General features: G+C 48.8%; 20 protein-coding genes and 1 pseudogene. 4 read left to right on the top strand and 17 right to left on the bottom strand.

What is annotated here, in order from left to right:
• Positions 1-130 precede the first annotated feature (130 nt).
• Both AC6R0L_RS17350 and AC6R0L_RS17345 read left to right on the top strand, forming a co-directional pair.
• Complete coding sequence (locus AC6R0L_RS17350; protein ID WP_500629951.1) at positions 131-934, top strand: polysaccharide lyase family 20 protein; 804 nt, start codon at positions 131-133, stop codon at positions 932-934.
• Positions 935-1,431: 497 nt separating this feature from the next.
• Complete coding sequence (locus AC6R0L_RS17345) at positions 1,432-4,188, top strand: cation-translocating P-type ATPase (RefSeq protein ID WP_500629950.1); 2,757 nt, start codon at positions 1,432-1,434, stop codon at positions 4,186-4,188.
• Between the two features lie 99 nt (positions 4,189-4,287).
• Here AC6R0L_RS17345 and AC6R0L_RS17340 read toward each other — a convergent pair whose 3' ends face one another.
• Positions 4,288-4,761 carry a GNAT family N-acetyltransferase gene (locus AC6R0L_RS17340; RefSeq protein WP_487903307.1) on the bottom strand — a complete coding sequence of 158 codons (474 nt, stop codon included), beginning with the start codon at positions 4,759-4,761 and terminating at the stop codon, positions 4,288-4,290.
• Positions 4,758-5,384, bottom strand: coding sequence for a DsbA family protein (locus AC6R0L_RS17335; RefSeq protein ID WP_500629949.1), 627 nt, complete (start codon positions 5,382-5,384; stop codon positions 4,758-4,760). Before AC6R0L_RS17335 ends, AC6R0L_RS17340 begins: the two co-directional genes overlap by 4 nt.
• 186 nt (positions 5,385-5,570) lie before the next feature.
• On the opposite strand from AC6R0L_RS17335, the gene AC6R0L_RS17330 reads away from it, so the two are divergent.
• Positions 5,571-5,819, top strand: coding sequence for a hypothetical protein (locus tag AC6R0L_RS17330; protein WP_334553381.1), 249 nt, complete (start codon positions 5,571-5,573; stop codon positions 5,817-5,819).
• 79 nt (positions 5,820-5,898) lie between these two features.
• Here the strand turns inward: AC6R0L_RS17330 and choV are convergent, their stop codons facing one another.
• From choV to AC6R0L_RS17280, 10 genes are all read right to left on the bottom strand, one after another.
• On the bottom strand, positions 5,899-7,086 hold the full coding sequence (gene choV, locus AC6R0L_RS17325) for a choline ABC transporter ATP-binding protein (protein ID WP_500629948.1): 1,188 nt from the start codon (positions 7,084-7,086) through the stop codon (positions 5,899-5,901).
• Between the two features lie 2 nt (positions 7,087-7,088).
• A complete protein-coding gene (gene choW / locus AC6R0L_RS17320) occupies positions 7,089-7,931 on the bottom strand; it encodes a choline ABC transporter permease subunit (RefSeq protein WP_334553378.1) in 843 nt (280 codons plus the stop codon).
• Positions 7,932-7,976: 45 nt separating this feature from the next.
• Positions 7,977-8,915: a choline ABC transporter substrate-binding protein gene (locus AC6R0L_RS17315; RefSeq protein ID WP_334568207.1), complete on the bottom strand. Its 939-nt coding sequence runs from the start codon at positions 8,913-8,915 to the stop codon at positions 7,977-7,979.
• 105 nt (positions 8,916-9,020) lie between these two features.
• Positions 9,021-10,718, bottom strand: a complete 1,698-nt coding sequence (gene betA, locus AC6R0L_RS17310) for a choline dehydrogenase (protein WP_500629947.1) — start codon at positions 10,716-10,718, stop codon at positions 9,021-9,023.
• Positions 10,719-10,731: 13 nt separating this feature from the next.
• Positions 10,732-12,192: a betaine-aldehyde dehydrogenase gene (gene betB / locus AC6R0L_RS17305; RefSeq protein WP_500629946.1), complete on the bottom strand. Its 1,461-nt coding sequence runs from the start codon at positions 12,190-12,192 to the stop codon at positions 10,732-10,734.
• Positions 12,193-12,209: 17 nt separating this feature from the next.
• Positions 12,210-12,806, bottom strand: coding sequence for a transcriptional regulator BetI (gene betI / locus AC6R0L_RS17300; RefSeq protein WP_487903301.1), 597 nt, complete (start codon positions 12,804-12,806; stop codon positions 12,210-12,212).
• 391 nt (positions 12,807-13,197) lie between these two features.
• Positions 13,198-14,274, bottom strand: a complete 1,077-nt coding sequence (locus tag AC6R0L_RS17295) for a response regulator (RefSeq protein ID WP_500629945.1) — start codon at positions 14,272-14,274, stop codon at positions 13,198-13,200.
• A 29-nt stretch (positions 14,275-14,303) separates the two neighbouring features.
• Positions 14,304-19,100, bottom strand: a complete 4,797-nt coding sequence (locus tag AC6R0L_RS17290; RefSeq protein WP_500629944.1) for a PAS domain S-box protein — start codon at positions 19,098-19,100, stop codon at positions 14,304-14,306.
• Positions 19,101-19,123: 23 nt separating this feature from the next.
• Positions 19,124-20,323: an EAL domain-containing response regulator gene (locus AC6R0L_RS17285; RefSeq protein WP_500625516.1), complete on the bottom strand. Its 1,200-nt coding sequence runs from the start codon at positions 20,321-20,323 to the stop codon at positions 19,124-19,126.
• Between the two features lie 307 nt (positions 20,324-20,630).
• A complete protein-coding gene (locus AC6R0L_RS17280) occupies positions 20,631-21,845 on the bottom strand; it encodes an Lcl C-terminal domain-containing protein (RefSeq protein WP_500629943.1) in 1,215 nt (404 codons plus the stop codon).
• Between the two features lie 189 nt (positions 21,846-22,034).
• Between AC6R0L_RS17280 and AC6R0L_RS17275 the strand changes: the two genes are divergently transcribed.
• Positions 22,035-23,198: a helix-turn-helix transcriptional regulator gene (locus AC6R0L_RS17275; protein WP_500629942.1), complete on the top strand. Its 1,164-nt coding sequence runs from the start codon at positions 22,035-22,037 to the stop codon at positions 23,196-23,198.
• A 14-nt stretch (positions 23,199-23,212) separates the two neighbouring features.
• Here AC6R0L_RS17275 and AC6R0L_RS17270 read toward each other — a convergent pair whose 3' ends face one another.
• From AC6R0L_RS17270 to AC6R0L_RS17250, 5 genes and pseudogenes are all read right to left on the bottom strand, one after another.
• Complete coding sequence (locus tag AC6R0L_RS17270; protein WP_500629941.1) at positions 23,213-23,557, bottom strand: YajD family HNH nuclease; 345 nt, start codon at positions 23,555-23,557, stop codon at positions 23,213-23,215.
• Between the two features lie 168 nt (positions 23,558-23,725).
• Positions 23,726-24,571: a LysR family transcriptional regulator gene (locus tag AC6R0L_RS17265; RefSeq protein ID WP_500629940.1), complete on the bottom strand. Its 846-nt coding sequence runs from the start codon at positions 24,569-24,571 to the stop codon at positions 23,726-23,728.
• A gap of 77 nt (positions 24,572-24,648) precedes the next feature.
• Positions 24,649-25,412 (bottom strand): IS5 family transposase gene (locus AC6R0L_RS17260; protein WP_500629939.1). Its coding sequence is split into 2 segments (ribosomal slippage): positions 24,649-25,104 and positions 25,107-25,412, totalling 762 coding nucleotides; the frame shifts between segments, so codons are not numbered across the junction.
• Positions 25,413-25,490: 78 nt separating this feature from the next.
• On the bottom strand, positions 25,491-25,724 hold the full coding sequence (locus AC6R0L_RS17255) for a helix-turn-helix domain-containing protein (protein ID WP_500630005.1): 234 nt from the start codon (positions 25,722-25,724) through the stop codon (positions 25,491-25,493).
• Positions 25,725-25,864: 140 nt separating this feature from the next.
• Positions 25,865-26,088 (bottom strand): annotated as a pseudogene (locus AC6R0L_RS17250) (recombinase family protein); the annotation flags it as partial.

Here is a 26,088-nt window from a genome sequence, read left to right as displayed (position 1 = left end):
GCAAATTAAACGCCAGTGTCCCAACAATGGCACAGGGCACGGACGCGTAGGCGATTTCAACGATATACTTCTCGAACCATCTCATCGGTTTATTGGCCTCTTTTTCAGTGGTGGTAGGTCTGCGTTTATCATGAAGTTACTTTTACCCATTATTGTCGCGCCACTGTTGGTGGCGTGTGCTGAGCAATCGGTCGCTCACTTGAGCTGCCCTGATATCAAACCCGATGACACGGCGCATCAATGGCACAGTCCGTTTGATGATTTGCAGGGTTGGGGAAGTCATTTTGGCTACCCGCACTCTGCGATGATAGTCCAAGATCCGATGGACTCAAGCAATAATGTACTGCGATTAGAATTGCGAGACGGCGATCAATTTCGTACGCGCTCTGGGTCCGCCTATCGCGCGGAAGTGTACGAGCGCTATAAAGCACCGTTCAATCAGCCAATACACTATCGATTTAAAGTGCTGATCACTGACCAATGGCAGTACGACGATGTGCGCGCTTTAATTGCGCAGTGGCATGCCACGCCAGATCGTCATTTGAATGAAATCAGCCGCAGCCCAAACCTTGGGATTGAACTGCGTAATGACCGCTTTTTGATTCGCTCCCAAACCAGTCAACTGGCGGTGAACACCGACAACAAACACGGCATGACGAGAACTCAGCACTACCTCAGCGCGCCTATCAAGAAGAATCGCTGGTATCAGTTTGATGTCAAGGTGAAGTGGACGCCTAACTCTGACGGCTACCTTGTCATTACTATCAATGAGGAACGCGTCATGAACCACCACGGGCCAACCAGTTATGTCGATTGTCTCGGCCCCTATTTTAAGACGGGCATTTACCGCGACCACAGCCCCAACACCTTTGCTCTGCTGCTGGATGACTACTCACGAACCTTGATTGAGCAATCAAACACGGATTTGGAATAAGCCATATTCCAAATCTACGATCCTTATCTACTAAAATTCCGCTCAAACCGACTTTTCTATCATTAGTCGTTGCTCCTACGCGTTAAACCATGCTCAATCTTGAGCATGGTTTCGACGCAACTGCACGCATTGGAAGCCGTGCCATTGTGAAAGTTACTTTCACAATTCGGAAATTTGGAAGCCAAATTTCCGTTAAACTCATGTCTTATTTATACTTGCTTACACTAAACTGCGACTTTCCCTCAGCCGTTCTCACTTTACCTGACCTGCATCATAGAAGTGCTCTACTCTGCCTTTTCGTCTTTTGAAAGATAATTACAAGCCCATCCACTTTTTAGTAGGTTATTTATCTCTGCACGAGTTAATTGTCATTCAATATGACTTTACCCTTCCCCCAAGGAACACGCTTTTGCAGAGATCTTGATTTTCAGATTCAGCGATTTTTTCTATCAGTTGGTGATTTTACTGATATCGACTGAATCCAAACGGAGCAAACGATGACTAAAAAGTGGTTTACTGAGTCGGTTGACGCTACAAAAGAGGTGCTTGAAACCTCCATTGAGCAAGGCTTAACAGCGCAAGACGTCGCGAACCGACAATCACAATACGGTAAAAATGAACTGCAAGAGCAAGCCGGAAAATCCGCGCTAGAACTTTTCCTTCACCAGTTCAAAAACCCTCTAATCTTTATCCTCGGTATTGGCGCGATCGTGTCCTTTTTTACCGGACACCTCGTCGATGCCATTGCGATCACGGTGATCATCTTCATCAATGCCATCATCGCGTTTTGGCAAGAGTTCAAAGCGCAAAAAGGGATGGAAGCCCTGCGCGAGATGGCGGCGCCTACCGCACAAGTGAAACGTGACGGCCAGTGGATGGATATTCCGGCCAAAGAAATCGTGCCGGGAGATATCCTAAAAATCAGCACCGGTGACATTCTTGCCGCCGATGTACGCATTATCGAAGCCAACCGCTTGTCGATTGATGAAGCGGCGCTCACCGGTGAATCGGAACCTGTCGATAAGAAAGTCGAGGTGATCGATGATGCCACCGTTGGTCTTGGCGATCAGCGCAATATGGGCTTTATGACCACCATCGTCACGTCAGGTAATGGCTTAGGTATTGTGGTCAACACGGGTATGAAAACCGAAGTGGGCCACATTGCCGATATGATGGCGAACACCGAAGAGACCAAAACCCCAATGCAAGAGCGCATGGATACCATCGCAAAAATCTTGATGGTCGCGGCGCTCGCCGTCGTGGCTGTGGTGTGTGGTATTGGTCTCTATCACGGTATGCCGTGGCTTGAAATTCTTAACACGGGTATTTCGCTCTCGGTCGCAGCAATTCCAGAAGGTCTGCCAACGGTTATCTCGATTGTATTGACCATGGGCTCCACGCAAATGGTGAAGAACAACGCACTGGCTAAACAGCTCTCTGCGATTGAAACGCTGGGCTCGACTACCGTCATCTGTTCAGACAAAACCGGCACGCTGACTCAAAACCAAATGCAGGTAATGAAAGCTTACGATGTGAGCGGCCGCTATTGGGAAGTGAGTGGTAAAGGCTTCAGCCCTGAAGGTGAATTCAAACCACTCGGTCACCATATTGATGCCAAGCAAAGCCCGGAAATGATGAAAGGCTTAGTCGTCGCGACCCTGTGTAACGACGCCGAATACCTCAAGGATGGTGACCAGTCTAAAGTGCGCGGTAACCCAACCGAAGGCGCCTTGATCGTCGCGGCCGCCAAAGCGGGCCTAGAGCAATCTGAAATGCTGAGCACGGGCGGTTACTCTATTGTTGAAAAGTTCCCGTTTGATTCAGCGCGCAAAATGGCGTCTGTGATTGTTCGAAGCCCTGAAGGTAAGCACTTCCTCGCCATTAAAGGCGCACCCGATGTAGTGTTGAACCACTCCGCTGGTTTTATGGTGGATGGTCAATATGTGTCTAAGCTGCCAGTGAGTGCGACAGTTGGTAACTGTGCCCTAAAGACTGATGCTGCGGATTGCATCGTGGCCAACTATGAGGCGGCGATTCAAGATTTTGCCCATCAAGCACTGCGCACGTTGGCGGTCGGTTACAAAGAGTTAAGCGATGACGATCTCAAACGCGATCACAACGAGCTTGAGCAAGAGGTCATTCTGCTAGGTCTTTACGGCATCATGGATCCACCTCGCCCTGAAGTGCGCGCTGCGGTAGACAGCTGCTTCGATGCAGGCGTTCGCACCGTGATGATCACCGGCGACCACGCATTGACCGCCGCCGCCATTGCACGTGAGATCGGCATTATTCGCAGCGAGAAAGACCGCGTCGTCACCGGCGCCGAGCTCGATGTGATGGACGATGACGAATTGCGCCGTATCTGCCCACAAGTGGCCGTGTTTGCTCGCGTGACGCCTGAGCACAAACTGCGCATCGTTCAAGCTCAGCAGTTCAACAATGAAGTCGCCGCGATGACAGGTGATGGGGTCAATGACGCCCCAGCCTTGCGCCGTGCTGACATCGGTGTTGCGATGGGAATCACAGGCACCTCGGTCGCCAAAGATTCCGGTGATTTGATTCTGCTGGATGACAACTTCAGCACCATAGTGAAAGCGGTGCGTCAAGGTCGCCAAATCTTCGATAACCTACGCAAGTTCATTCGCCAGGCGCTAACGGCGAACGTCGGTGAAGTATCGGTGATCCTATTTGCTTTTCTGATGATGGGACCAGAGGCGATTTTGCCGCTCACACCACTGATGATCTTGTGGATTAACTTGGTCTCAGATGGCCTACCAGCACTGGCTCTGGGGGTTGATCCAGAAGAAAAAGATTTAATGGAACGCAAACCTCGCAAGCGTAACGAGAGCTTCTTCAGCGACCACTTAGGCACTCGCATTGTCACCCGTGGCTTGGCCCTTGGCGCAATGAGCTACTTAGCGTTTAACTGGGCGCTAGACAATGGGTTTAGTGCAAACTACGCACAGACCATGGCCTTTGCGATGCTGGTGTTTGCTCAGCTGTGGCACCTATTTGACTCGCGCTCATTCACCACCTTGTTCCGCAAGAACCCACTGACCAACAAGTCGCTGCTTGGCGCCGTTGCTATCTCAGCCACGCTGTCGCTTAGTGTCATCTACACCGGTATTGGTCAGCTGATCTTCAGCACTGAAGCCTTGCAAGGTGGTCACCTATTTGGCGTCATCATGGCCGCCTCTCTGCCTACCTTGATTCTGTCGGCGATTAAAGAAGTGACGAAGACCAAACTCGTCTAAGCCCTGCGCCGCCACTCAAACGGCTCGACCCTGTCTAGAGAAATTCAGGCACGGTCGAGCCGTTTTTTTCTGGTACTTATCCCTTTTTATACCAACGACTTAAGCATGAATGGTCGCTCTCATGATGTGTTGAGGGCCGGCAGAACCACCTAAATAGATCTTGCCAGTATCGACAAAGCCGCTTTTGAGATAGCAGGCTTGCGCGCCGGGATTTTTGCAGTTCACCGTGAGGTAAATCGTCTCAAACTGCGGATAGTTGGCGACGAGATACGGCATCAATGCGCGAATCGCTGCTTTGCCATACCCTTTACCTTGATGAGCGGCGTCGATGGCAAACGCTCTGAGCCCCATTGCGTGATCGGGACAAAAGTCGTAGCGGCGACGATAGGCGATATCGAGTTTGAAAAAGCCAACTACGTTATCGCCGGCTAAAATCACATGCCGATGCGTGGTTGAGCAATGATCGGAGAGAAATTCCTCGGCGGTCCCCGCAAACTTCACTTGCGCTTGAGGTAGCGTGACCCCTCTTACGCCCTCAATGGTCCGTTCGCTGAGCGTCTCAATACGAATCATGATTGCGCCTCCAACACGGAGCGCACGAGGGTAACTGTATTGTGTGCATCGCGATAATCCACGGCTATGGGATAAACGTTATCCTCAATGCGTAACACCAAAGAAGGGAACCCATTCGCGCCAATCTGGCGAGAAAAACGAATCTCATCCAGCAAAGACTGGTTGAGCTGCACACTGCGATAGTCCTCTTCAAAGCGCGTCATATCCAGCCCAGCCTGGCTGGCGAGTGCAAGTAACACCTCATCATCACTGGGATTTTTCGCCTCAAGATAATAGGCGCGTTGAATCGCGTTGATCATCACCAATTCGGCGTCTTGCTTGCGCGCCGCCATGGCAGCGCGACATGCAGGGTACGTTGAGCGCCTTGGCGTGTTGCTGGTCCAAAAATCGTAGTTAAATGGCGTGCCGAGCAAGTTTTCAATTTTGCGCCAGTAAGAGGCAATTTGCTCTCGCATCGCCATTGGCATCGGCTCATCACTGTCTGGTGCTAAACCGCCAACCACGTACTGCACGCTAACCGTACCTGAGAGTTGCTGTTTGACTTGCTGCCATACGGGTTGATAGCCCCAACACCATGAGCACATCGGATCGTAAACATAATAGAGAATGGGCGCGCTTTGCATCTGAAGGTTCCTGAAATCCATATTCACCTTCAGTGTATCAGCCTCAGTGATGAATGCCTAAAAGGTATCCTGTATGTTGGCCAAGAGGGTGATTTGTTTGTCACAGCCTAAGCGGCAGTGATAGAGTGGCGGCTATGCGTGTAATGCCGCACAGATGTCAACAAGATAGACCAAGAGATAACCAATATGATTAATGACGACACAATTATCGCCAGCCTAGAAGAACTTGAAGCCTTTTTGATCGCCGTTGAAAACGGCACGCTTGGCCTACAGGGTGTCGCCGGTATCGCCCTTGCGACCAGCAACGCAGACGGTCGCCGATTTGTCGCAGTGCTCGATGACAACCATCAATTGATTCTGGGCCGCTGGGTCACGGAAGATGTGTTCCAAAATGGTCAAGAGTTAGTCAGAAGCGGCACTGGCCGTAAACACTAAACCGAAAAGGGCTGACAATGCGTCAGCCCTTTTTGATGTCGTTCAGATTGAGATGAACGCTAACGATGCAAGAGGTTAACTACGCCGCTTTCGGCGCGTTGTAATTGCCTAGCAACGCGTCATAAAACTCACTGTCGTTCAGCACGCCCACTAAGCGCCCTTCTTCCATCAATAAGATAGGCTGCCCGCTGCGTTGTTTCAGTTCAATCGCTTCTCGCATCCCAATGTCAGGGCTGGTGACCACCACGGTCGAGGCATTCACGGAGTCGAAATCACCCTTGCTGGCATCCCAATACAGCAAAGAGAGCGAGGAGTCAGGCGCAAGTTCAAGGCGCTCGCCTTGTTGACTCACCCACAGCGCGTCACTGCCGCACACTTGCCATTGGTTGGCGTTGTGCTTCAACTCTTCCACCGGCTGCATCAAGGAGCGCCCTTTCAATACATTAAGAGGATTGGTGTGCGCAACAAAATCTCGTACGTAGTCGTTCTCTGGCGTCAGAATGATTGCTTCTGGTTTACCGTGCTGGATCAGCTTGCCTGACTCCATAATCGCAATGTTGTTGCCGATTTTAAGTGCTTCATCGAGATCGTGACTGACAAACAAGATGGTTTTATTCAGTTTCTTCTGCAACAAAATCAGTTCATCTTGCAACTGAGCACGGATGAGCGGATCAAGCGCGGAAAACGGCTCATCCATCAGTAAAATATCACTGTCCATCGCAAAGGCGCGCGCAAGACCGACACGTTGCTGCATCCCCCCTGAGAGCTCATGCGGGAACTTATCTTCCCACTCGGCTAAGCCCACCATCTCGAGCTGCTCGCGCGCTTTGGCTCTTCGCTCAGCTTTTCCTTGCCCTTGCAACTCAAGACCAAAGGCGACGTTGTCCAATACGGTGAGCCAAGGCATCAGGGCGAACTTTTGAAACACCATAGAGACACGATGCGTACGCAAATGGCGCAGTGTCTGTTCATCACAGTTAGCGAGATCCACTTGTGAATCACCATCTTTGATGGTCAATGAGCCACGAGAGATCGTATTAAGCCCATTGACCGCGCGAAGCAGGCTGGATTTGCCCGAGCCAGAGAGGCCCATCAAGACACAAATTTCGCCTTCATCGACCGACAAAGAGACATTATCGACCCCCACCACTTGCGAGGTTTGGTCAATGATCTCTTGGCGTGATAGTCCTTTGTCGAGTAAATCAAGGGCCAGTTGTGGTTTGTCACCAAACACCACATCAAGATTGTTAATCGTAATCGCTTTCATGATTAGGCTTCCTTCTGGTTCGGTGATTTACACAGTCGATCAAGGATGATAGCGACCAATACGATGGCAAGACCGGCTTCAAAACCTTGCGAGATGTTCACCGTATTAAGCGCACGCACTACAGGTTTCCCTAAACCGTCTGCCCCAACCAGCGCGGCAATCACCACCATCGACAAAGACAACATAATGCACTGTGTCACGCCCGCCATAATGCTTGGCATGGCCGCAGGCAGTTCCACTTTAAACAGCAGTTTCATGCGCGTGGCACCAAACGCTTTACCGGCTTCGACCAGCTCTTCCGGTACTTTAGTGATGCCGAGGTAAGTCAAACGAATCGGCGCGGCAATGGCGAAGATGATGGTTGAAATCAGCCCCGGGACAATACCCAAACCAAACAGAACCAGCGTGGGGATCAAATAAACAAACGTGGGTACGGTTTGCATTAAGTCGAGAATCGGTCTGAGCAGGGTGTAGAGCCAACGACGGTGCGCCGCCATAATGCCCAGAGGCACGCCAATTAATACAGAAATCGTTGTCGCAGCAAAGACTAAAACAAAGGTTTCTAGCATCTCTTGCCAGTAGCCAAGATTGAGAATCGTCAGCAACGCGCCAATAATGAATAACACCAGCGGAAGACTACGATGCAGATACCAAGCAATGGCCGCCGTCATTAAGATCGGCATCGCAGGTGGCATCCATTTAAAAATGTCTACAACAAACAGAATAATGGTTTCAAGAAAGAGAGAAATCGCATCAAACAGCCCAGCAGCGTTAAATGTTAGCCAATCAACCCCTGCTTCCATCCACTCACCCAATGGGATTTTGTTGTCAGTAATAAAATTCACAATATAACCTTGATGTTGCGGGTGGGCAGTGCCCACCCATTTGAATTACGCTTTTGAATCAATGTAGTTTTTCACCGCTGAAGCCGCGTCTTTACCGTCGATGGTCTTCACGCCTTCTAGCCACTTTTCAACTTGCTCTGGGTTGGCTTTCAACCACTGCTGAGCTGCAATTGAAGGTTTAACATTTTGATTCAAGATGGCTTCCATCAACTGGTTTTCCATCTCAAGGCTAAACTCAAGGTTTTTCAGTAGTTGGCCAACGTTGCCACATTCAGACAAGTAGTTCGCTCGCACGTTGGTGTACACGTTCGCACCGCCGTAGTTCGGGCCAAAGAAGTCATCGCCGCCCGCGAGGTATTCCATCTCAATATTGCTGTTCATTGGGTGCGGTGCCCAACCAAGGTAGACAATCCACTGATTGCGGCGTACAGCGCGTGCCACTTGAGACACCATGCCGGCCTCGCTGGATTCAACCAGGCTGAACGATTTCAGGCCAAATGCATCGCTATCTATCATGGATTGGATTAGGCGGTTGCCGTCATTTCCTGGCTCAATGCCATAAATGCGGTCGCGGAATTTGTCGGCGTTTTTCGCGATATCAGCGAAGTCTTTAACCCCCGCTTCATAGACGTATTTCGGTACTGCTAGCGTGTACTTCGCACCCTCTAGGTTGGCACGTACGGTTTCCACTGTGCCAGCCTCACGGTATTTAGCGATATCTCCCTCCATCGTTGGCATCCAGTTGCCAAGGAAGATATCGATATCACCGTTTGCCATCGATGAGTAAGTGACGGGTACAGAGAGCAGATCCGTCTTAGTTTGGTAACCCAGACCTTTCAGTACTTCAGACGTGACTGCGGTGGTCGCGGTAATGTCCGTCCAACCGACATCGGCGAAACGCACGGTTTCACACTGATTGGCATACGCATTGATCGCTAAACTCGACAGGGCGAGTGTTGAGAAGGTTTTCGTCATCATAGACATGTTGATTTCCTTTTTACTAACTTTCTGTTTTTACTAACTGCTTATTATGTTGACCGGCCGCAACGTGCCGGTCCGTGCTCGCTTTTTGCGAGTCTTTCCTTCGCTTTACTTAATGATGTGCGCACGTTTGGGCGCATGAATTCGCTGTTTTTCTTGCCATTTCGGTGCAACCCACACAGGTTGGTTGTCTGGCTCAAGCAGAGGCTTGCCCAGAATCATATCCGCTGCACGCTCAGCCACCATGATTGTGGGCGCGTTGAGGTTGCCATTAGGAATGGTCGGGAAGATGGATGAGTCCACAACACGCAAACTCTCCACGCCACGAACTCGACAGCTTTCATCCAATACCGCCATCGGGTCATCGTCTGCGCCCATTTTGCAGCTGCACGACGGGTGGTACGCACTCTCTACGTTCTGTTTCACCCACTCGTCAATCGCCTCATCACTGGTGACGTCGCTGCCGGGTTGAATCTCTTCACCGCGAAACGCATCCATCGCTGGCTGGTTGAGAATTTCTCGTGTCAGGCGAATGCAATCTCGCCAGTCCTGCTTGTCTTGCTCAGTCGAGATGTAGTTGAACTCAATCTGCGGCTTATCGTGCGGATTCGCCGACGTGATCGCCACGCGACCACGACTTTCAGGCTTATTGGGGCCAACATGCACTTGAAAACCGTGGCCATCAAACGCCGCGCGTCCGTCGTAACGCATCGCTGCAGGCAAAAAGTGATATTGAATATTGGGCCACTTCAACCCTTCACGTGAACGAATAAAGGCGCACGACTCAAAATGGTTGGTGGCCCCTAAACCTTTGCGCGTCAGGATCCACTCAGCGCCGATCATGCCCTTACTGATTAAGCCAAGTTTGCTGTTAAGGGTAATGGGCTGGGTGCAGTGATATTGGAAGTAGACCTCTAAGTGATCTTGCAGGTTTTCACCCACACCCGGTAGATCATGTTTGACCTCGACACCCGCCGCCTCAAGCACCGCTTTAGGTCCAATGCCGGACAGTTGCAGCAATTGCACCGAGCCAATGGAACCGGCACTTGAGACGATCTCTTTACTCGCCATTGCTTGCATAACCTGACCCGACTTTTCATACTCCACGCCAATGGCACGGCCGTTATCGAGCAGCACTTTGCGCGCAACGACGCCTTTAATCAGAGTCAAGTTTGAACGCTTACGGGCACGCTTTAGGTAGGCGTTAGACGTAGAAGCGCGAACCCCTTTGTCTACCGTCATGTCCATCGCACCAAAACCTTCTTGCTGATAGCCATTGTAATCGTCGGTTTCGGGATAGCCCGCTTCCACGCCAGCATCAATAAAGGCGCGGTATAGCGGATTGAGTTCCATATTGTTGCCACCACAGGTGCCAAGCGGCCCATCGCCGCCTCGGTAGGCATCTGCGCCGCCCTGCCAAGATTCCGCTCGGCGGAAATAGGGCAGACAGGCTTGGTAGTTCCAACCCTCGGCGCCGTGTTCCTGCCACTGGTCAAAGTCACAGGCGTGACCGCGCACATACACCATGCCATTGATGGATGAGCTACCACCCAACACTTTGCCCCTTGGGCAGTGCAGTTGTCGGCCATCTAAGCCTTGCTCAGGCGTCGTTTCAAATTGCCATGCGTATTTTTCACTGTTCATGGGGTAAGAGAGCGCCGTTGGCATCTGGATAAAAATGCTCTTATCGCTGCCCCCGGCCTCAAGCAGCAGCACTTGGTGCTCACCGCTTTCGGTCAATCTGTCCGCCAGTACACAGCCCGCTGAACCAGCGCCCACAATGATGTAGTCGTAACGAGTTGTCATTGTCTGCCTCCCGTTACGCGTATGGGCTTTCGTAGCCGCCAAGTTCCACCAAAATACTCTTGGTTTGGGTATAGTGGCGCAGGGTTTCTGGGCCATTTTCACGACCAAGACCAGAGAGCTTGTAGCCGCCCACTGGCATTTCTGCCGGGGAATCGCCCCAAGTGTTGACCCAGCAAATACCCGCTTGCATCTGATGAATCACTCGATGCGCTCGAGACAGGTTTTGAGTAAAGACACCCGCTGCCAAGCCATAGTCGGTGTTGTTCGCACGCGCGATCACCTCGTCTTCATCGCTAAAGGTGAGCACGGACATGACAGGGCCAAAGATTTCCTGCTGCACGTGAGGCATGTCATCATCGCAATCAATAAACACTGTTGGCTGAACGAAATTGCCGTTTGCTAGCGCGCCATCTTTCACCGCCTCACCGCCAGTCAATAAGGTCGCGCCGCTCTGCTTGGCACTTTCAATCGCTGCGAGCACTTTTTGTTGATGCTCTTTAGAAATAAGCGCGCCAATCTGGGTCGCCTTATCCATAGGATCGCCAACCACCAGTTTCTCGGTTCGCGCTTTAAGTTGTTCAATAAACGCGGGGTATAAGGACTCATGCACAAACACACGAGTGCCGTGAGTACACACTTCGCCTTGGGTATAAAAATTTGCCACCATCGCTGCCGACACCGCATCGTCAAGCTTGGCATCATCAAAAATGATCAGCGGTGACTTACCACCAAGTTCCATGGTGACGTGCTTGAGCGTACGCGCACTGTCTGCCATCACTTTCTTGCCCGTACCCGACTCACCAGTAAACGACACCTTGGCGATATCAGGATGTGCGGTCAGCATTTGACCAACGCGATGGTCCCCTTGCAAGACGTTGAAGACGCCATCAGGCAGCCCTGCTTCAGTGAATATCTCAGCCAGTTTCAGCGCGGTCAGCGGTGTCTCTTCCGACGGTTTGAAAATCATCGCATTCCCTGCGGCGAGTGCGGGTGCGGATTTCCACATAGCGATCTGAATCGGGTAGTTCCACGCGCCAATCCCTGCGCAAATGCCCAGCGGCTCGCGACGTGTGTAGAAGAACTGTGATTCACTCAGCGGCTGCTGCTCACCTTGAAGCGCAGGAGCAAGCCCGGCAAAGTATTCGATCACGTCTGCGCCGGTGACGATGTCCACTTCCAGCGCTTCTTGCAAAGGTTTACCCGTATCCGACACTTCGAGTGCGGCGAGTTCATCATTGCGCTCACGCAGCAGCGCCACCGCTTTGAGCAAAATGCGGCTGCGCTCAATGGCACTCATCGCTGACCAAACAGCAAAGCCTTTCTTCGCCGATTCAATCGCAAGCGCGAGATCGGCTTCGCTGGCTTGACCTATGGTCGCCAAAGGTTCACCCGTTGCCGGGTTGTAGGTGGTAAATGTTTCACCAGACGTTGCCTGGTGGGCTTTACCGTCGATAAATAGTGATTTCATATCCATGTAAAGTCTGACTTAAATTATTTTTGTGAGTAAAACGTGAGTTGTTTATCGAGATAATCGTTGATGATTTGGCGCGCCATATCGGCGTCTATACCTTGCGGGTTGAGCGTCCCGCGAATCCAAATCCCATCGATCAACGCAGCGATACCGTGCGCGACCACCTCCACCTGTTCGGCAGAGAACAGCGCCTTGAGTTCGATCTTCAAATGAGAGAGCAAGCGCTTCTCATTGACTTGCTGAAGACGTTTGAGCTGAGCGTCGTGCATTGAGTATGACCAGAAAGCCAGCCAGGTTTTGGCCACCTTATTCTCTGCTTGATAACCGACAAAGTTGCCATCAATGATGGCGTTGATGCGTTCAACGTGGGCGTCTTTTGGCAACACCTTGAGTTTCTCGGTGATGGTGGTTGAGAGCTGACGCAAAATCTCACGCATCGTCTCCTCTAACAGGCCATGTTTACCGCCGAAATAGTGGTTGATGATGCCCGTCGACACACCCGCTTCTTTGCTGATCAGCGAGATACTCGCCGCGTGTAATCCTACGCGGTCAATCACCGTCATGGTGGCCTGCACCAATTGCGGTTTTCGAATTTGTGGCATCCCAACTTTCGGCATCAAACGGCTCCATTTATTTTTTATTGAACGTTCAGTTAAATATAAAATGCCTGAAAATTAGTTCGAACTCAAATGATTTTTCATTAACGTAAAGAATCAATCCTGATTGAGAGGCGAAAACGGGTGAGAAGAAATCCGTAAAAACGACACAGAATTGCTACATTTTGGCGACAATAAATGCCTTCAAATAACTGAAAGTTATAGATATGGCGTGACACCAGCGTCAAGTGCGCGACTTAACAGTGAGAGGAGAACAACGAGTAAGGTTTACACACATGAGCAGCACAAGATAAAAATTATGTGCTCGAAATATTGTTAATTAGCCCACTAAACAAAGTGCACAACACTAAACTTGGCTTGTGGCAACAATGTGCTGTGTTGGGCTCAGGCGCTATACCACCGCCAACAGCTTTTTGAGCAAGGTTTCCGCATTAGTCGGTTTGACGATGTAATCTACCGCGCCCAATTTGAGGCACTCGACAAAACTGTGTTTATCGGTATTGCTGGTCAGCATAATGATGGGCACATGTTTAAGTGGCTCGAGCTGTTTAAACGCTTTTAATGTCTCAACACCGTTCATCACAGGCATATCAATGTCGAGTAGTACGGCACTGGGTGGGAACACTTTGGCTTTCATAATCGCTTCAGCGCCATTCGAGGCCGTTTCCACCCGAAATCCTTTCGGTTGCAAAATCGTGGTGATGATTTTAAGCATCATTTTCTGATCATCGGCGACAATCACCAAAGGCTCTGTTTCTTTGGTTTTCGGCTTAGCACTTCTTACCTGAGCGCCGAGATCACTGAAGTAGACCTCATTATGGTTCTTAAATTCATCTAAGCCCTGCTTCATACGCCCGCTGGTCTCGTCGCCTTCTAGGCTTTCATGGCGCTCACCTAATTCATTGAGATCCCTTGCCAAATCATCCAAAAGACCACCCTGAATGCCTTTCTCATCATTGATCGATCCTTCGATACCATCGAGTTGCAGCGACACGTCGAACATATCTCGGCGCGAATCCTCTATCTCTTGCTCCAATTCGCTGACTTTGATCTGCTGCATCAGCGCTTCGGACGTGAGATCCAACAGCAAACGCACCTTGTTCATGTCATAAACAGGATTGATCGTGTCGTAGAGAAAAAAGCGCTTCGACATGCACTCTTGGTAGGCTTGCTCACGGTACTCTCGATTACAAAACAACACCGACAAATGAGGGTATTTCATGATGTTCGACAGCGCACTGTGTGAATCAAGCAACTGGTACAAATCAATCGCAAACTTAGGGTCTTCAAAGGCGTAGATGAACATGAAGGCAGTGTGCTGACCACGCGCAAACTCAATAAACTCTTTTTGGTCCTCTTTTAAATTGGAAAAGACCAGTTCACTGGCCCGACCACGCAGAACCTCCTCCATTAAGTCACGAATTTCATGTGACTCATAAAACACCACAACGGTAATCGATTTATCCATATCTTTTCTCGGCCCTTAAATCAGTGAAACTAAAGAATGCCCAAGGTGTTCAATTGCTGCTCTATCTGCGTCAGCTCCGTCTTAATCTGCTCGATGTTGTGCGCTGCTAAATCAACGTCTTGATTGTTCAGCTCTATCTGTTTAAACAGTTCACTCACATAAGCCGCGCCACTTGAAGCCGAAGAGCCTTTCGCGGCGTGCGCCAAGCTTTTGATCTTATTATAGTTCAAAGCAGAGATGGCCGACTCAAGATCGGCCACTTCCGTTTGAATACTTTCCCAATACATGGTGAGGATCTCACTGATGATCGCTTTGTCATCGGTCCCAATCACCTCAACTAAGGTCTCTAGTCTCAGACCCTTTTCCATCCCCTCTTCCGTTTCCCCTTCCTGCGTATCAGGAGCGCTGGCTTGCGCGGCACTGATCTGTTTCAGCCAATGCGCCAGTTTGCTCTTCAATAAACCAATTTCGACCGGTTTGGAGATGTAGTCGCTCATGCCCGCTTTGAGGCAGGTGTCCGCTTCTCCCACTAAGGCGTTAGCGGTGATCGCGATAATGGGGATCGGTGCTTGAGATCGCTGTGCTTCACGCTGCCTGATCTGAGCCGTGAGCTCGTAGCCATCCATATTGGGCATATGGCAATCGGTCAAAATTAAGTCGTAAGCACCGCTTTCCCACATATCTAGACCTTCGACCCCATCATTGGCGATATCATGGGCGATCCCGAGATTGTCTAACTGACGGCCAATCACCATCTGGTTGGTTTTGTTATCTTCAGCCACCAGCACACGTACCCCTTCGGTGGCAAGTTGGGTGAGCATCGACGCACTCGCGCCATGCGCGCTTTCTAAACTCTCTTCTGGCCATTGAAAATCCGGACTCACCAGACCGCAAAGCACGCCAATGCCATGAATCAACTCACTCGGTTTAAGCGGATGCCCTGCAATCACGAACAGATAAGGATTCACATACCCTTTTGATTTGATTGGATCTTCTTCGATCATTAAACGCAGCGCGCCATCGCTGTCAATTTGAGCGTCAAAGAGCGGATCGCAGATCAAAATAGGCTTTTTGTCGCCCTCACGGCGAGTGACGGGTTGCCACTCTTGTGGGCTCGATAGCACCGTCATGTCTGTTACGCCTAACTGCACTAAGCTGTGTTCACAGCCATCTTGGAACGGCGCTTTACTTAAGCCAATCACAATCGGCTGATTCGCCAACATCACATTGCTAAATTCTGGCGTACGGTCAATCACCTCGGGAATAGGAATCGTGAGCGAGAACGTACTGCCGACCCCTACTTCACTGCGCACCGCCACTTCACCGCCCATTAACTCAACAAAAGATTTGGTGATGCTCAGGCCAAGCCCTGTCCCGCCATATTTACGAGTGGTCGAGGTGTCCGCTTGCTGGAAGGGAGTAAAGAGCGATTGCAATTGGGTTTCACTGATGCCGATGCCGTTGTCACTCACCTCGATGTGCAGCAAAGATTGAGTGTGGTCAAAGCGGCTCACCAACTTCACTAATCCTCGTTTGTCCTCGTAGTGGGAAAACTTGATCGCGTTGCCCGTTAGGTTAAGGATAATTTGTCGGATGCGTAGGGAGTCAATAGCAATGCTTTGTGGGATAGACAAGTCTGGCTCCAACACCAGATCGACGTTTTTGTCCGACGCGTTGACCCAAAGATTCGCAGCGGTTTTTTCCATGATTTCAAGCAGCGAATTAGGCGTCCACTCAATTTCGATTTGGCCTGACTCAATTTTAGAGAAATCGAGTATGTCGTTGATGATATCAAGCAGGGCAAATGAAGAATCACGCACTGTGGTCGCCATGCGTTTTTGGTCGGCGTTGAGTGGGGTTTGTCTCAGCAGTTCAATCATGCCGATCACGCCGTTCATCGGGGTGCGTATTTCATGGCTCATGGTCGCAAGAAATGCCGACTTCGCCTCGTTAGCCCGCTGGGCAGCGAGCGTCTCTTTTTCTAACTCGGTTAGGATGCGTTTCTGCTCGGTAATGTCGATGTTGATACCAAACATCTTGACCGGTTTGTTGTCGTCATCATACACGATAGCCGCCGCCACCTTCGCCCAGCGTACATCGCGCTGTCCTTTGCGACGAAAACGAAATTCCGACTCGATCGCTAAATCAAACTGCATCGCGTCTTGAATCTCTTTCTCTATCGCATCAATGTCCTCTTCCAACACGCGGTCACGCCAGTCAACGTAGGTGAGTGGGAGCCCCTCTTCGACGCCATAAAGATCATAGGTACTCGGATCCCAGCGCAATTCATCCGTCTCAATGTTGTACGCCCAGTTACAAATCCCACCCGCTTCTGACGCGATGTTGATTCCGCGAATCAACTCTTCGCGTTGATCGCGTGCGTCACGCAGCTCCTGTTCAAAGGTCTTGCGTTCCGTGATGTCTTCAATAATGGAGATATAATATTTGGGCTGCCCTTCGTCATCTCTCACCAAAGAGATGTTGAGATTTGCCCAGAAAACGCTTCTATCTTTGCGGATATAGCGCTTATCTAGGGTATAAAAGTCTGAATTGCCTTCTAGCAAGTCCTTTAAATAGCCTTTGCTTAAAGAGAGATCTTCATGATAGGTAATGTCCACCACATTCAGTTCAAGCAACTCCTGTTCGGAGTACCCTAAACTGGCACAGATACGCTGGTTGACTTCCAGCATTTTTCCATCCAGCGCAACACGAGCAATCCCGACGGCGGCTTGGTCGAAAGCGGTACGATAAATGGTCTCTCGTTCTTTTAGCTGTTTTTGCAGGCTTAATTGCTCATCTTTGATCGCTTGCTGCTCGGTGATATCGCGTATTGCAGCGACAAACAAGCTCTCGTTTTCCAATCTCGCTTCGCCCACTGAGATTTCAACAATGATGATGGCCCCGCTTTTGTGTTGCGCCTTGACGGTTCGCAGTTGACCGATAAATTGACGGATCTCTTGGTCAAAATAGCATTGGCGCGCTTCGTCGTCTTTCAAAGTGGTTTGCGGTAGGAGCACTGCGATAGGTTGACCTATCATTTCGTGCTGCTTGCGACCAAACATCAACTCCAACGAGTGGTTTACGTCAATAATGATCCCTTTGTCATTCATGACTATCGAACCATCGATGGCGGTATCAAACACGGTTCTTAAACGCTTGGCGGCTTCGCGAGATTCTCTGGTACTCTCTTCGATACGCCTTTCAAGCTCAAGCCTAGCGATCTCGTCATCTTTCTTAATTTCCGTAATGTCGTTGTGCACCAGAATAAAGTGGGTCACCTTGCCTTCATCATCAAAGACGGGGTCAACACTGAGGTTATTAATGAAGGTAGTGAGATTTTTCCGGTAATTGATCATCACACAGGTACAGCTTTTGCCGTGCTCGATCGCTTCCATCACGCGCTGCTTAGAAGAACGCTCTGTTTCTGCTCCCCAGAGCACTTGATAATGTTGATCGATCAGTTCGTCTGCTCGGTAACCAGTGAGAAATTCAATCGCTTGGTTGACGAAGATGATCGGCATTGAGGTTTGTCTGGCATCGGCAATCATGATGCCAGAAGCCATCGCGTTCATCGCCGTGCGTTGCAACTCGACTAGCTGCTGCTTCTCGCTCACTTCACTGAGCAATCCATCCCGCTCATACAGTTTTTCTTTCAGTTCCAGTAACGCGTTGTTGATCGAGCTGACTTCATCTTTTCCTTGGCGCTTTTCAATCTCTGGCTCCAAGTTACCATTGGCGATTTCCAGTATGGCTTGAGTCACCTTTTGCAAAGGGCGCGTCAATATGCGCGAGGAGAGATACCAGAGTGAGATAATCAATATCAACGCGACAAAGAATATCCACTTGCCCAGTTTCATCAGCTCAGCGTATTCGTTGTAGGCGATATTTTTGTCGACCCGGATCAAGGTCGACCAATTCGGAACCGGCACGTCGGTCTCACTACTGAAGTGCGCAAAAGCCGTGAACTGCTCGATGCCTTTGCGTGCATGAGTTGAAATGACTGTCCCCGTCAAACCAGCAATCGCACGTTTTGCTCCTTCGACCCCCTCATTGACCAAATTGAGCTGGCCCAGGACCGAAAAGTCGCGCTCATAAGTGGTGGTTTGTTGGACAAGCGGGTCGTAATCAACAATCACGTTGCCTTGTTCATCCAGTAGGGTGAGCTCGGCATAAGGTAAGCCTTTTTGCGCCAGCAGTTGGTAGGCTTTCTCAAAACGCTGCTCAACAATAGTAAAATCCAAGATATTCAGCCAATAGCCAATCAGGGTGCCTTGGGTGTCGTAGATTTTCGAGCCGATCAGGAGATCAAACTGCTGCTCATTGGTGTCGATGATGCGCTTGGTTGGGCCGAAGAAAAACACATCCCCGACGGCGTGCTCGGCGCTAGAAATCGCTTTAAACCAGTTGGATTCCACCACCTCTGATTTGGAAATATTGTTGCTGAAAATCGTTTTTCCTAAATGGTTGCGGCTATTTTCTGCAATCATTTCTCCATTGAGATCCATGATACCGATGCGCCGATAGACTGAATAGTTCTTGATAAGTCGATTAAGCGAGGCCAAAAATTCCGGATCTGTGACATCATATTTAAGCTCGGCTTCATTTTCCAACTCACCCAGCACTAAAGGAAAAATCGACGCGTCGTGATAGCGCTCCATTAAGTTTTGCTCAATCAAATAGGTCAGGAACTTAGCTTCCCGCTCTAAGCCGTTGGAAGTGTATTGCTTGAGCAGCCCATCACTTTTACTCAGCATTAGATAGGTCGCGGACATCATGAAAAGTCCAACAATCATCAGTCCTATTGGCAATTGCTTTGAAAGTTTCATTTTCTGTCCTTAGGCTATTAGAGTTATTGTTTGCGGTGCTCAGTCCATAATCCCACTTGGCCACGATTGACTCTCGCCACTGCCTGCTCACTAGGTTCAGGGCGAGCTAAACCAAACCCTTGACCGATATCGCAGCCCAAACGCTGTATCGCTTGCAGCGTTTTATTGTCTTCAATCCCCTCTGCCACGACTTTGAGACCAAAGTCTTGGGCGAGGCCAATACAGCGCTGACATACGGCCAGTGATTTTTCATTCTCTAGCACATCAAACACAAAGCTCCTGTCAATTTTGAGCTCGTTAAAGGGTAGAGAGTGCAGCTGGGTGAGGGTTGCATAGCCGGTACCAAAATCATCAATAGAGACGCCAAAATTGAGCATCCGCAAGCGAAGTAACGACACATGCACGCTTTGTGGATCGTTTGAAATCAAGGTTTCGGTCAGTTCGCACACGATGCGATGATTGCTGATGCGAAACTCTGCCGCTTTGTCCGACAACCATTGCGGAAAGTGCTCATCTTCCAGCACTTGGCTAGAGACATTGAGTGATAAGGTGAGATGGTCATACGCGCTGCCTAACTGAGAAAAAGCGTGCATGGCGGCGTTGATCACTTGCAAGGTGAGCCGCATCATCAAACAGCTGTTTTCCGCAGTCGAAATAAAGCGGCCGGGCAGAATCAAGGTGTTCTCATCGGGTTCGATTCGCGCCAAGGCTTCAAAGCCCATCAACTGCATGGTGTCTAATGAGTATTGTGGCTGAAAATACGCTTTTACATGTTTGTTATCGAGATGCATTGCCAACGCTTGCGGCGTTAACGGCTCACTCTCGAGCGGTTGATCGTGCACATCGCAGCCCGGTTTACGATGCAGGTAGTGGCGAATCATCGCAGCCGTGATGGGCTTGGACGATACGCCTAAAATACGCAGATGGTAGCTTTCGGTGAGCGTGCGCGTAGAGCGAATCAACGCATCGTCTTCACCACTAATGATGACGATGTCGCCGCGAAATCGTTCATTACTCAACTTTTGCAGTAAATAGAGTCCATCCGAATCGGGCATATTAATGTCACAAAAGATAAGATCGATGTGCGCCCCAGCCACTACGTCATACGCTTGCGCCCCATTCCCTGCCTCATGAATATCAAAGCGCCCCAACGCATTAAGCGTGGACGCTAACATGGTGCGGATAATGGGCTGATCATCAACAATCAGAATGGATTTGGTCACAAACACTTCGCCTTTGAGAACGATATCTAAACGAAAGTATAGTAAACAATTACCGTGATGATGCTTTAGTTAATAATTGATCATGCTGATATATCAGCCTTTATTTTAGAAAGGGCTGATATAGATTTGTGATAGTGAACAGAGAGAATAACTCGCTAAGCGCGAGGGAGAGCCAGCGAGGAAATGGCGTGTCTTGTGAGTCTAGGGGGCAAGGACTGAAATCAAAATGCTGTAGAGCGTGTACAATCTGTTTCATTCACGCAAGATGATCCCAGCCCTCAATTCTTAGTTAGGCGTCAACATTAACTTAATGCACGTCTCTCACCAAGCGAACCCAATTATCAATTGAGATGTAATCCGTGGCCATCTCAGAAGCAAGCTCATAGTCGGCAGGTATACCGCTTTTGGGATCACTACGTTGTGCGCCGGCGCCATGCCAATCGTAGTATTGAGTAGAATCAGAATTTTTCTTACTCCATGCCTGCGCAAAAGAAACGTAGACCGCCGTGTGTTTAAAGTCACCTTGAGTGGTATTCGTCCAAAAATAGTACGAATCATTGCTTGACTCAAACTGAGTTGGTGTCACATCAAAATAAGTCGTGTTGATCGCGGGTAGATCTTTCTTTTCGTAGTCAACCAGAGATTGAAGCTCTTTTGCGTTAGGTAAACGCCAATCACTATACCCTGCCAAAGTGGCGTTTTCGGCGTACTCCAGTGCGTCAACCCAGTTCATCCTTTCGCCACTGTCACTTTTCGCCCACATCAAGCCAGTCGAGCGATCTGTAACGGTACCATCTTGATTATCAACGTAATCCATTTCATAGAGAGTCGTTGTGCCACGAACTGCGCGTACGTAGTTACCTGGTACAAACATATTATCGGAGTCCTGAATTTCTGACCCATCAAAAAACAACCCTGTTTCATAGGATTTGATATGTCCATCGGCAAAATTGAAGCCGAAGCCACCCTGCAGCCCTCCATGAGTGGTGAAATTTTGTACTGCCCCTTTGTTATACACGGTGCTAGACCAAAATGCACCGGCAAAAGGCAAACGCTTATCGTATTCAAAATCGAAGTATTCGGTATCGATATAAGGTTGGCTAACTGCACCGCTCTCGGGCTTCATTAATTCACCATCGAAGTTGGCGAGAGAATAAAGTTCTTTTATGGTAGGAAGGCGCCAATCATCATAGCCGCCGAGGGTCATTGATTCCACGACCGCTGCTGAGTCAGCTAGGTTTCTTCTCGTTGTGTCGTGATCTTGTTGCCACATTAACCCGGTATTCAAATCGGTCACTGTACCATCACCATTGTCTTGATATCGCAAGGGCACGCCTTCATAAGACGCATCTTGGCCTAAATACAAACTGTCACTCGAAGCAGCCAATGGTTTTCCGTTAGTATCAAAATGACCCGTTTGCCCTGTATCTGGTAACTTGGGGAAATCGTCTTGGGCGAGAAGCGGGAATGCTGTCGCAGTCATCAATCCTAAAAGCACTGCTTTACTAAGAACCTTTAACATCTAAATCACCTAATTAGTATTGAGTTGATAAGCCACAGTATTCCCTCAAGCCCAAACTCGATCGTCCTAAAACATAAGTTTGGACGCTATTTTTAGAACTTTTTATATTTTTCCAATATGATATGCGCGAAGAAATAACGGACAGCTTGCCGAAACAAAAACCTTTGTTGTCAACGAGGAAAAGTGAGAGTGGTAGAATTCAATATGACATGGAACCTCGGGGTCATTGCACTGACTCTCTCGGCATTTACCGTCCTCAAGATGCTGAGGCAACCTCAATTCCATCGTGGATATGTGATTATTACGATCTGGTTATTTGTCTTACTCGCTCCATTTACTAGCCACATGCTGGATTTGATAAACGATCACGGTCCACACTTAATGGCTCCGTGGCTTAATCCAGCATTAAACTTATTGCATGGCCCAATCATGCTCATCTATACACAACAGCTAATCAGCAAAGAGTATTGGCCATCGTACAAGTACGTATTTCACATGATCCCTTTCCTGCTCTTCTACGCACTATTCACGCTCTATCAGCCAGACGCCGTTGTTCTACCTGGGTCAAGTTCCAGCTTGTTGGATAAACTGAACTTCATCACTGCTAAACCGGATGTCGTCGAGGGAATGTTGGCGTTTTTTGGTCAATGCAATCTGATCATCTTTATGATCTATTCGGCTTGGACCATTCGCATACTTCGCAAACATAATAGAAATTTATCCACTTATTTCTCCCAGCAAGGGTCGACGATCAGTTTGATTTGGATTTACGTCATTCCCTCACTGTTTGCTTTTTTGGTCTTGCTCAATATCATCAATGAGTCAGGTGATACCTCGTTGCTTGATCCGATGGACGCTCATCTGCTCTCATATCTAACCTTTATTATCGTGTTGTGCGTCTTTGGAGTAGAACAACCTCCGTTACACCAAACTTTGGGTTGGGAGCAACAAGATGAAAGGCAAACCTCATCTCGTAGTGATAATGTCAACGCCCCAACATACGCCCCAGAAGATCTGCAAAAGCTCAATGTACTAATGGCAACGGAAAAGCTCTACTTAAATCCGGACCTGACGATATATCAGCTTTCTCACTCACTTGGGATGCCGAGGCGAGAAGTATCGTCACTTTTAAACAATGGATTGAATAAGAATTTTTTTCAATTCATCAATGAATGGAGGGTGGATGAAGTAAAGCGTCAGCTACAAGATCCGCATACTCGCCGATTCACCTTATTGGATATCGCGCTTAACTGCGGTTTCAAATCAAAATCATCGTTCAACAGCATTTTCAAACAATGCACAGGTATGACACCCTCCGCATATAGAAAGAAAAACGATGATTCTGCCTTGTAATGGCGAGCGCCTTGTCATTTTTTCATCATCTTCGCCAGATCGGCAAAAGGATTGTAGGTCGCGCTTTGGTGATCATCTTCACCAGGCTGGACTTCGCTGCCATAGCGATCGTGCTCTAGGTATTTACTGTGCTCATGATCGTGGCAGTAGAGACAAAGCAGCTCCCAATTGCTGCCATCTTCCGGGTTGTTAGTGTGGTCGTGATCTTTGTGGTGCACGGTGAGTTCACGAAGATTGGAGTAAACAAACTCTCGGGCACAACGGCCGCATACCCAAGGATAAAGTTTCAGCGCTTTTTCACGATAGCCCGCTTCTTTGCGCGCATAACCGGCGCTGGTTCCGTAGTAATCTGATGACATGTGTGTGTCTCGGTGGAAAAAGAACGTGTTGATGGTATCACGCGGACACTGATGAGACAGTGATTTAAACTTGATCGTGCTTCTCAAACCCACCAATTATCCACTTTGCATTTAAATGTAGAGACTATCTAATCGATGATTGGATTGCTCACATTTGTACCGAGTTTCTCACTCTTGCCATTTTGAAAAGCGCTCTAGAAGATAATCGATCGCTAACCTTGCTCTCAATGGCAGGAAGTGACGGTTCTGATAAACAATCCAGCTACTATTACCACTTCCCCAATAAGGCTCCAGAATAGGGACTAATCGACCGGATGAAAGGGCATCGTTAAAACTACTTTTGGGTAGATACGCGATGCCTAATCCTTCGCTGCAAGCCTGTAAAACAGTGTGGACATTGTTGCTTTTCCATCTCCCCTGAACTTTGACGCCATCTAAGGGCTTTCCATCCTTTTCAAACAACCAGACATCCTTATTGGCAATGATGCAGCTATGCTGCTTTAGCTGCTCTGGATGAATAGGCAGACCATGTTCATCAATATAGTGCTGGCTGGCTGCTGCTGCCATGGGTCGATCAACGAGTTTTCTCGCGACCAAACCCGAATCACTCAACCGTCCATAACGGATGGCAAAGTCAAAACCATCTTCAATAAAATTGACCATACGGGTGTTGAAGTTAATTTCTACGGTGAGATTGGGATGCAGTTTCGCGAATTCCATCAGAGCAGGAGCGACATAGTTTTCAGAAAATGCGCCAGCGGCACTAACGCGCAACATACCACTTAACTGAGTTTGCTGTGTCGTAAGCTGTTCGTTCGCTTGTTGGAGCCCAATCACTAGCTCTTTGCATTGCTGGTAATACGCTCGACCGGCCTCAGTTAAGCTCACCATCCGTGTTGAACGAGCTAACAACGCCACACCCAGTCGTTCCTCTAATTTCGTCACTTGGCGGCTAACGTGACTCGTACTGCAACCTAATTGGGGTATTGCGCCCATTTCTACGAAAAGTTCCATGACATTGGTTAAGTTACTGTATTTGTTGGTTTTTATTGCAAGCTAGGGCGTGTTGATCTTTGCTGTACATTTCGTATTCAGCAATACATCGGTAGCCACATTAACATGAATGCCAGAGATAACATGCTGACATAATTCCTTTCTAGCTTGTCATATATACTTGAAATAGCTCGATAATGCTTAATTCTCGCAAAGGCATTTTCAACCAGGTGACGATACTTGTATAGACACCAATCCATACTGCCTTTGTCTATATCTTGCCCGTAATTGCGTTTAGCAATTACCGTTTCTCCGCCATATTCCTTAACAAAAGTACGGAAAGGTTCGCTGTCATATCCTTTATCACAAACGATGGTATTAACTTCATCGAGTTGTTCAACTAAGCTTTTGGCATGCACTATATCGTGCCGTTGGCCTTCTGATAAATCAAAGCAAATCGGCAGGCCACCACTATCCACAGCTAAGTGAATTTTGGTTGAGTTGCCCCCGCGGCTTTTTCCTATTTGCTCTGAGCTTTCAGTAGCTGCACCTGTGTACTATGTTGATGCGCTCGAACTATAGAACCATCGACAAAGACCCATTCAAAATCAGCCATGCTAGATAAGCTTTTGAAAAGGTAATTTAAAACCCCTTTCCTTGACCAAAGATTAAATCGTCTGTAAACGGTACTCCACTCTCCGAACTCAGAGGGTAGATCTCGCCAAGGAATACCTGTTCTCATTCGATAAAGTATTCCTTCAAAGGTCATTCGATGCTCAGTTTTATCGTAAATGCGACCTGTACTTTTCATCACTTGAAGTAGCAGTTCCCATCGCATATCAGTTAGTATTGTTCTTGGCATGGTATCGATTATGGTTTTACTTTTGGCGAAGCAAATTATAACTCTTTACCATGCTGTTCAAAAATCACGCACGAAAGATCAACACGCCCTAACCAGTTCACGATTTTCTTTTCGTACTTTAGCGATCGTAGATCTACTACACCCGAGCAATGTCTGTATCTGTGACCAACTCTTTCCCTCTCCCAAAAGAAGAGAGATGTTAGATCTTAGTTGCTCATCGGGTTTACGTCCTTGATACCTCCCTAGAGCTTTCGCTTTTTCTATTCCCTGAGTTTGGCGCTTGCGGCGAGTCTCATAATCATCTCGAGCCATCGCTGCAGCTAAATCGATCATAAATTCAGTAAGTACTTTCGAGATCATGGAGCCGTCAGAATTATCATGGAGAACGGGATGAGTCATCGGTTGATTAAGGGGTCTGAAGCCCAATGGAACGAAAACGTACGCTAAGCTTCTTACCCCGCTGAGCGCTCACTTGCCAACTTCTTAGCAACCCGTATTACTGTACGACCTGAAACATTGGTAAGTTTGGCGGTATCACTGATACTCAGCTTGTTGACTACTCGTAGCTGATAGATTTTTTCGTGTAGTTCTGAATCGGCTTGCCGCCCTCTGTATTTCCCTTCCTCTTTGGCTTTCTTTATTCCTTCAGCCTGACGGCGGCGGCGATCTTGGTAAT

Source organism: Vibrio sp. R15-SG3-ISO1A, from assembly GCF_059833955.1.
Note: the sequence above shows the minus strand (reverse complement) of the source record. Positions and strands in the feature narration are given on the sequence as shown.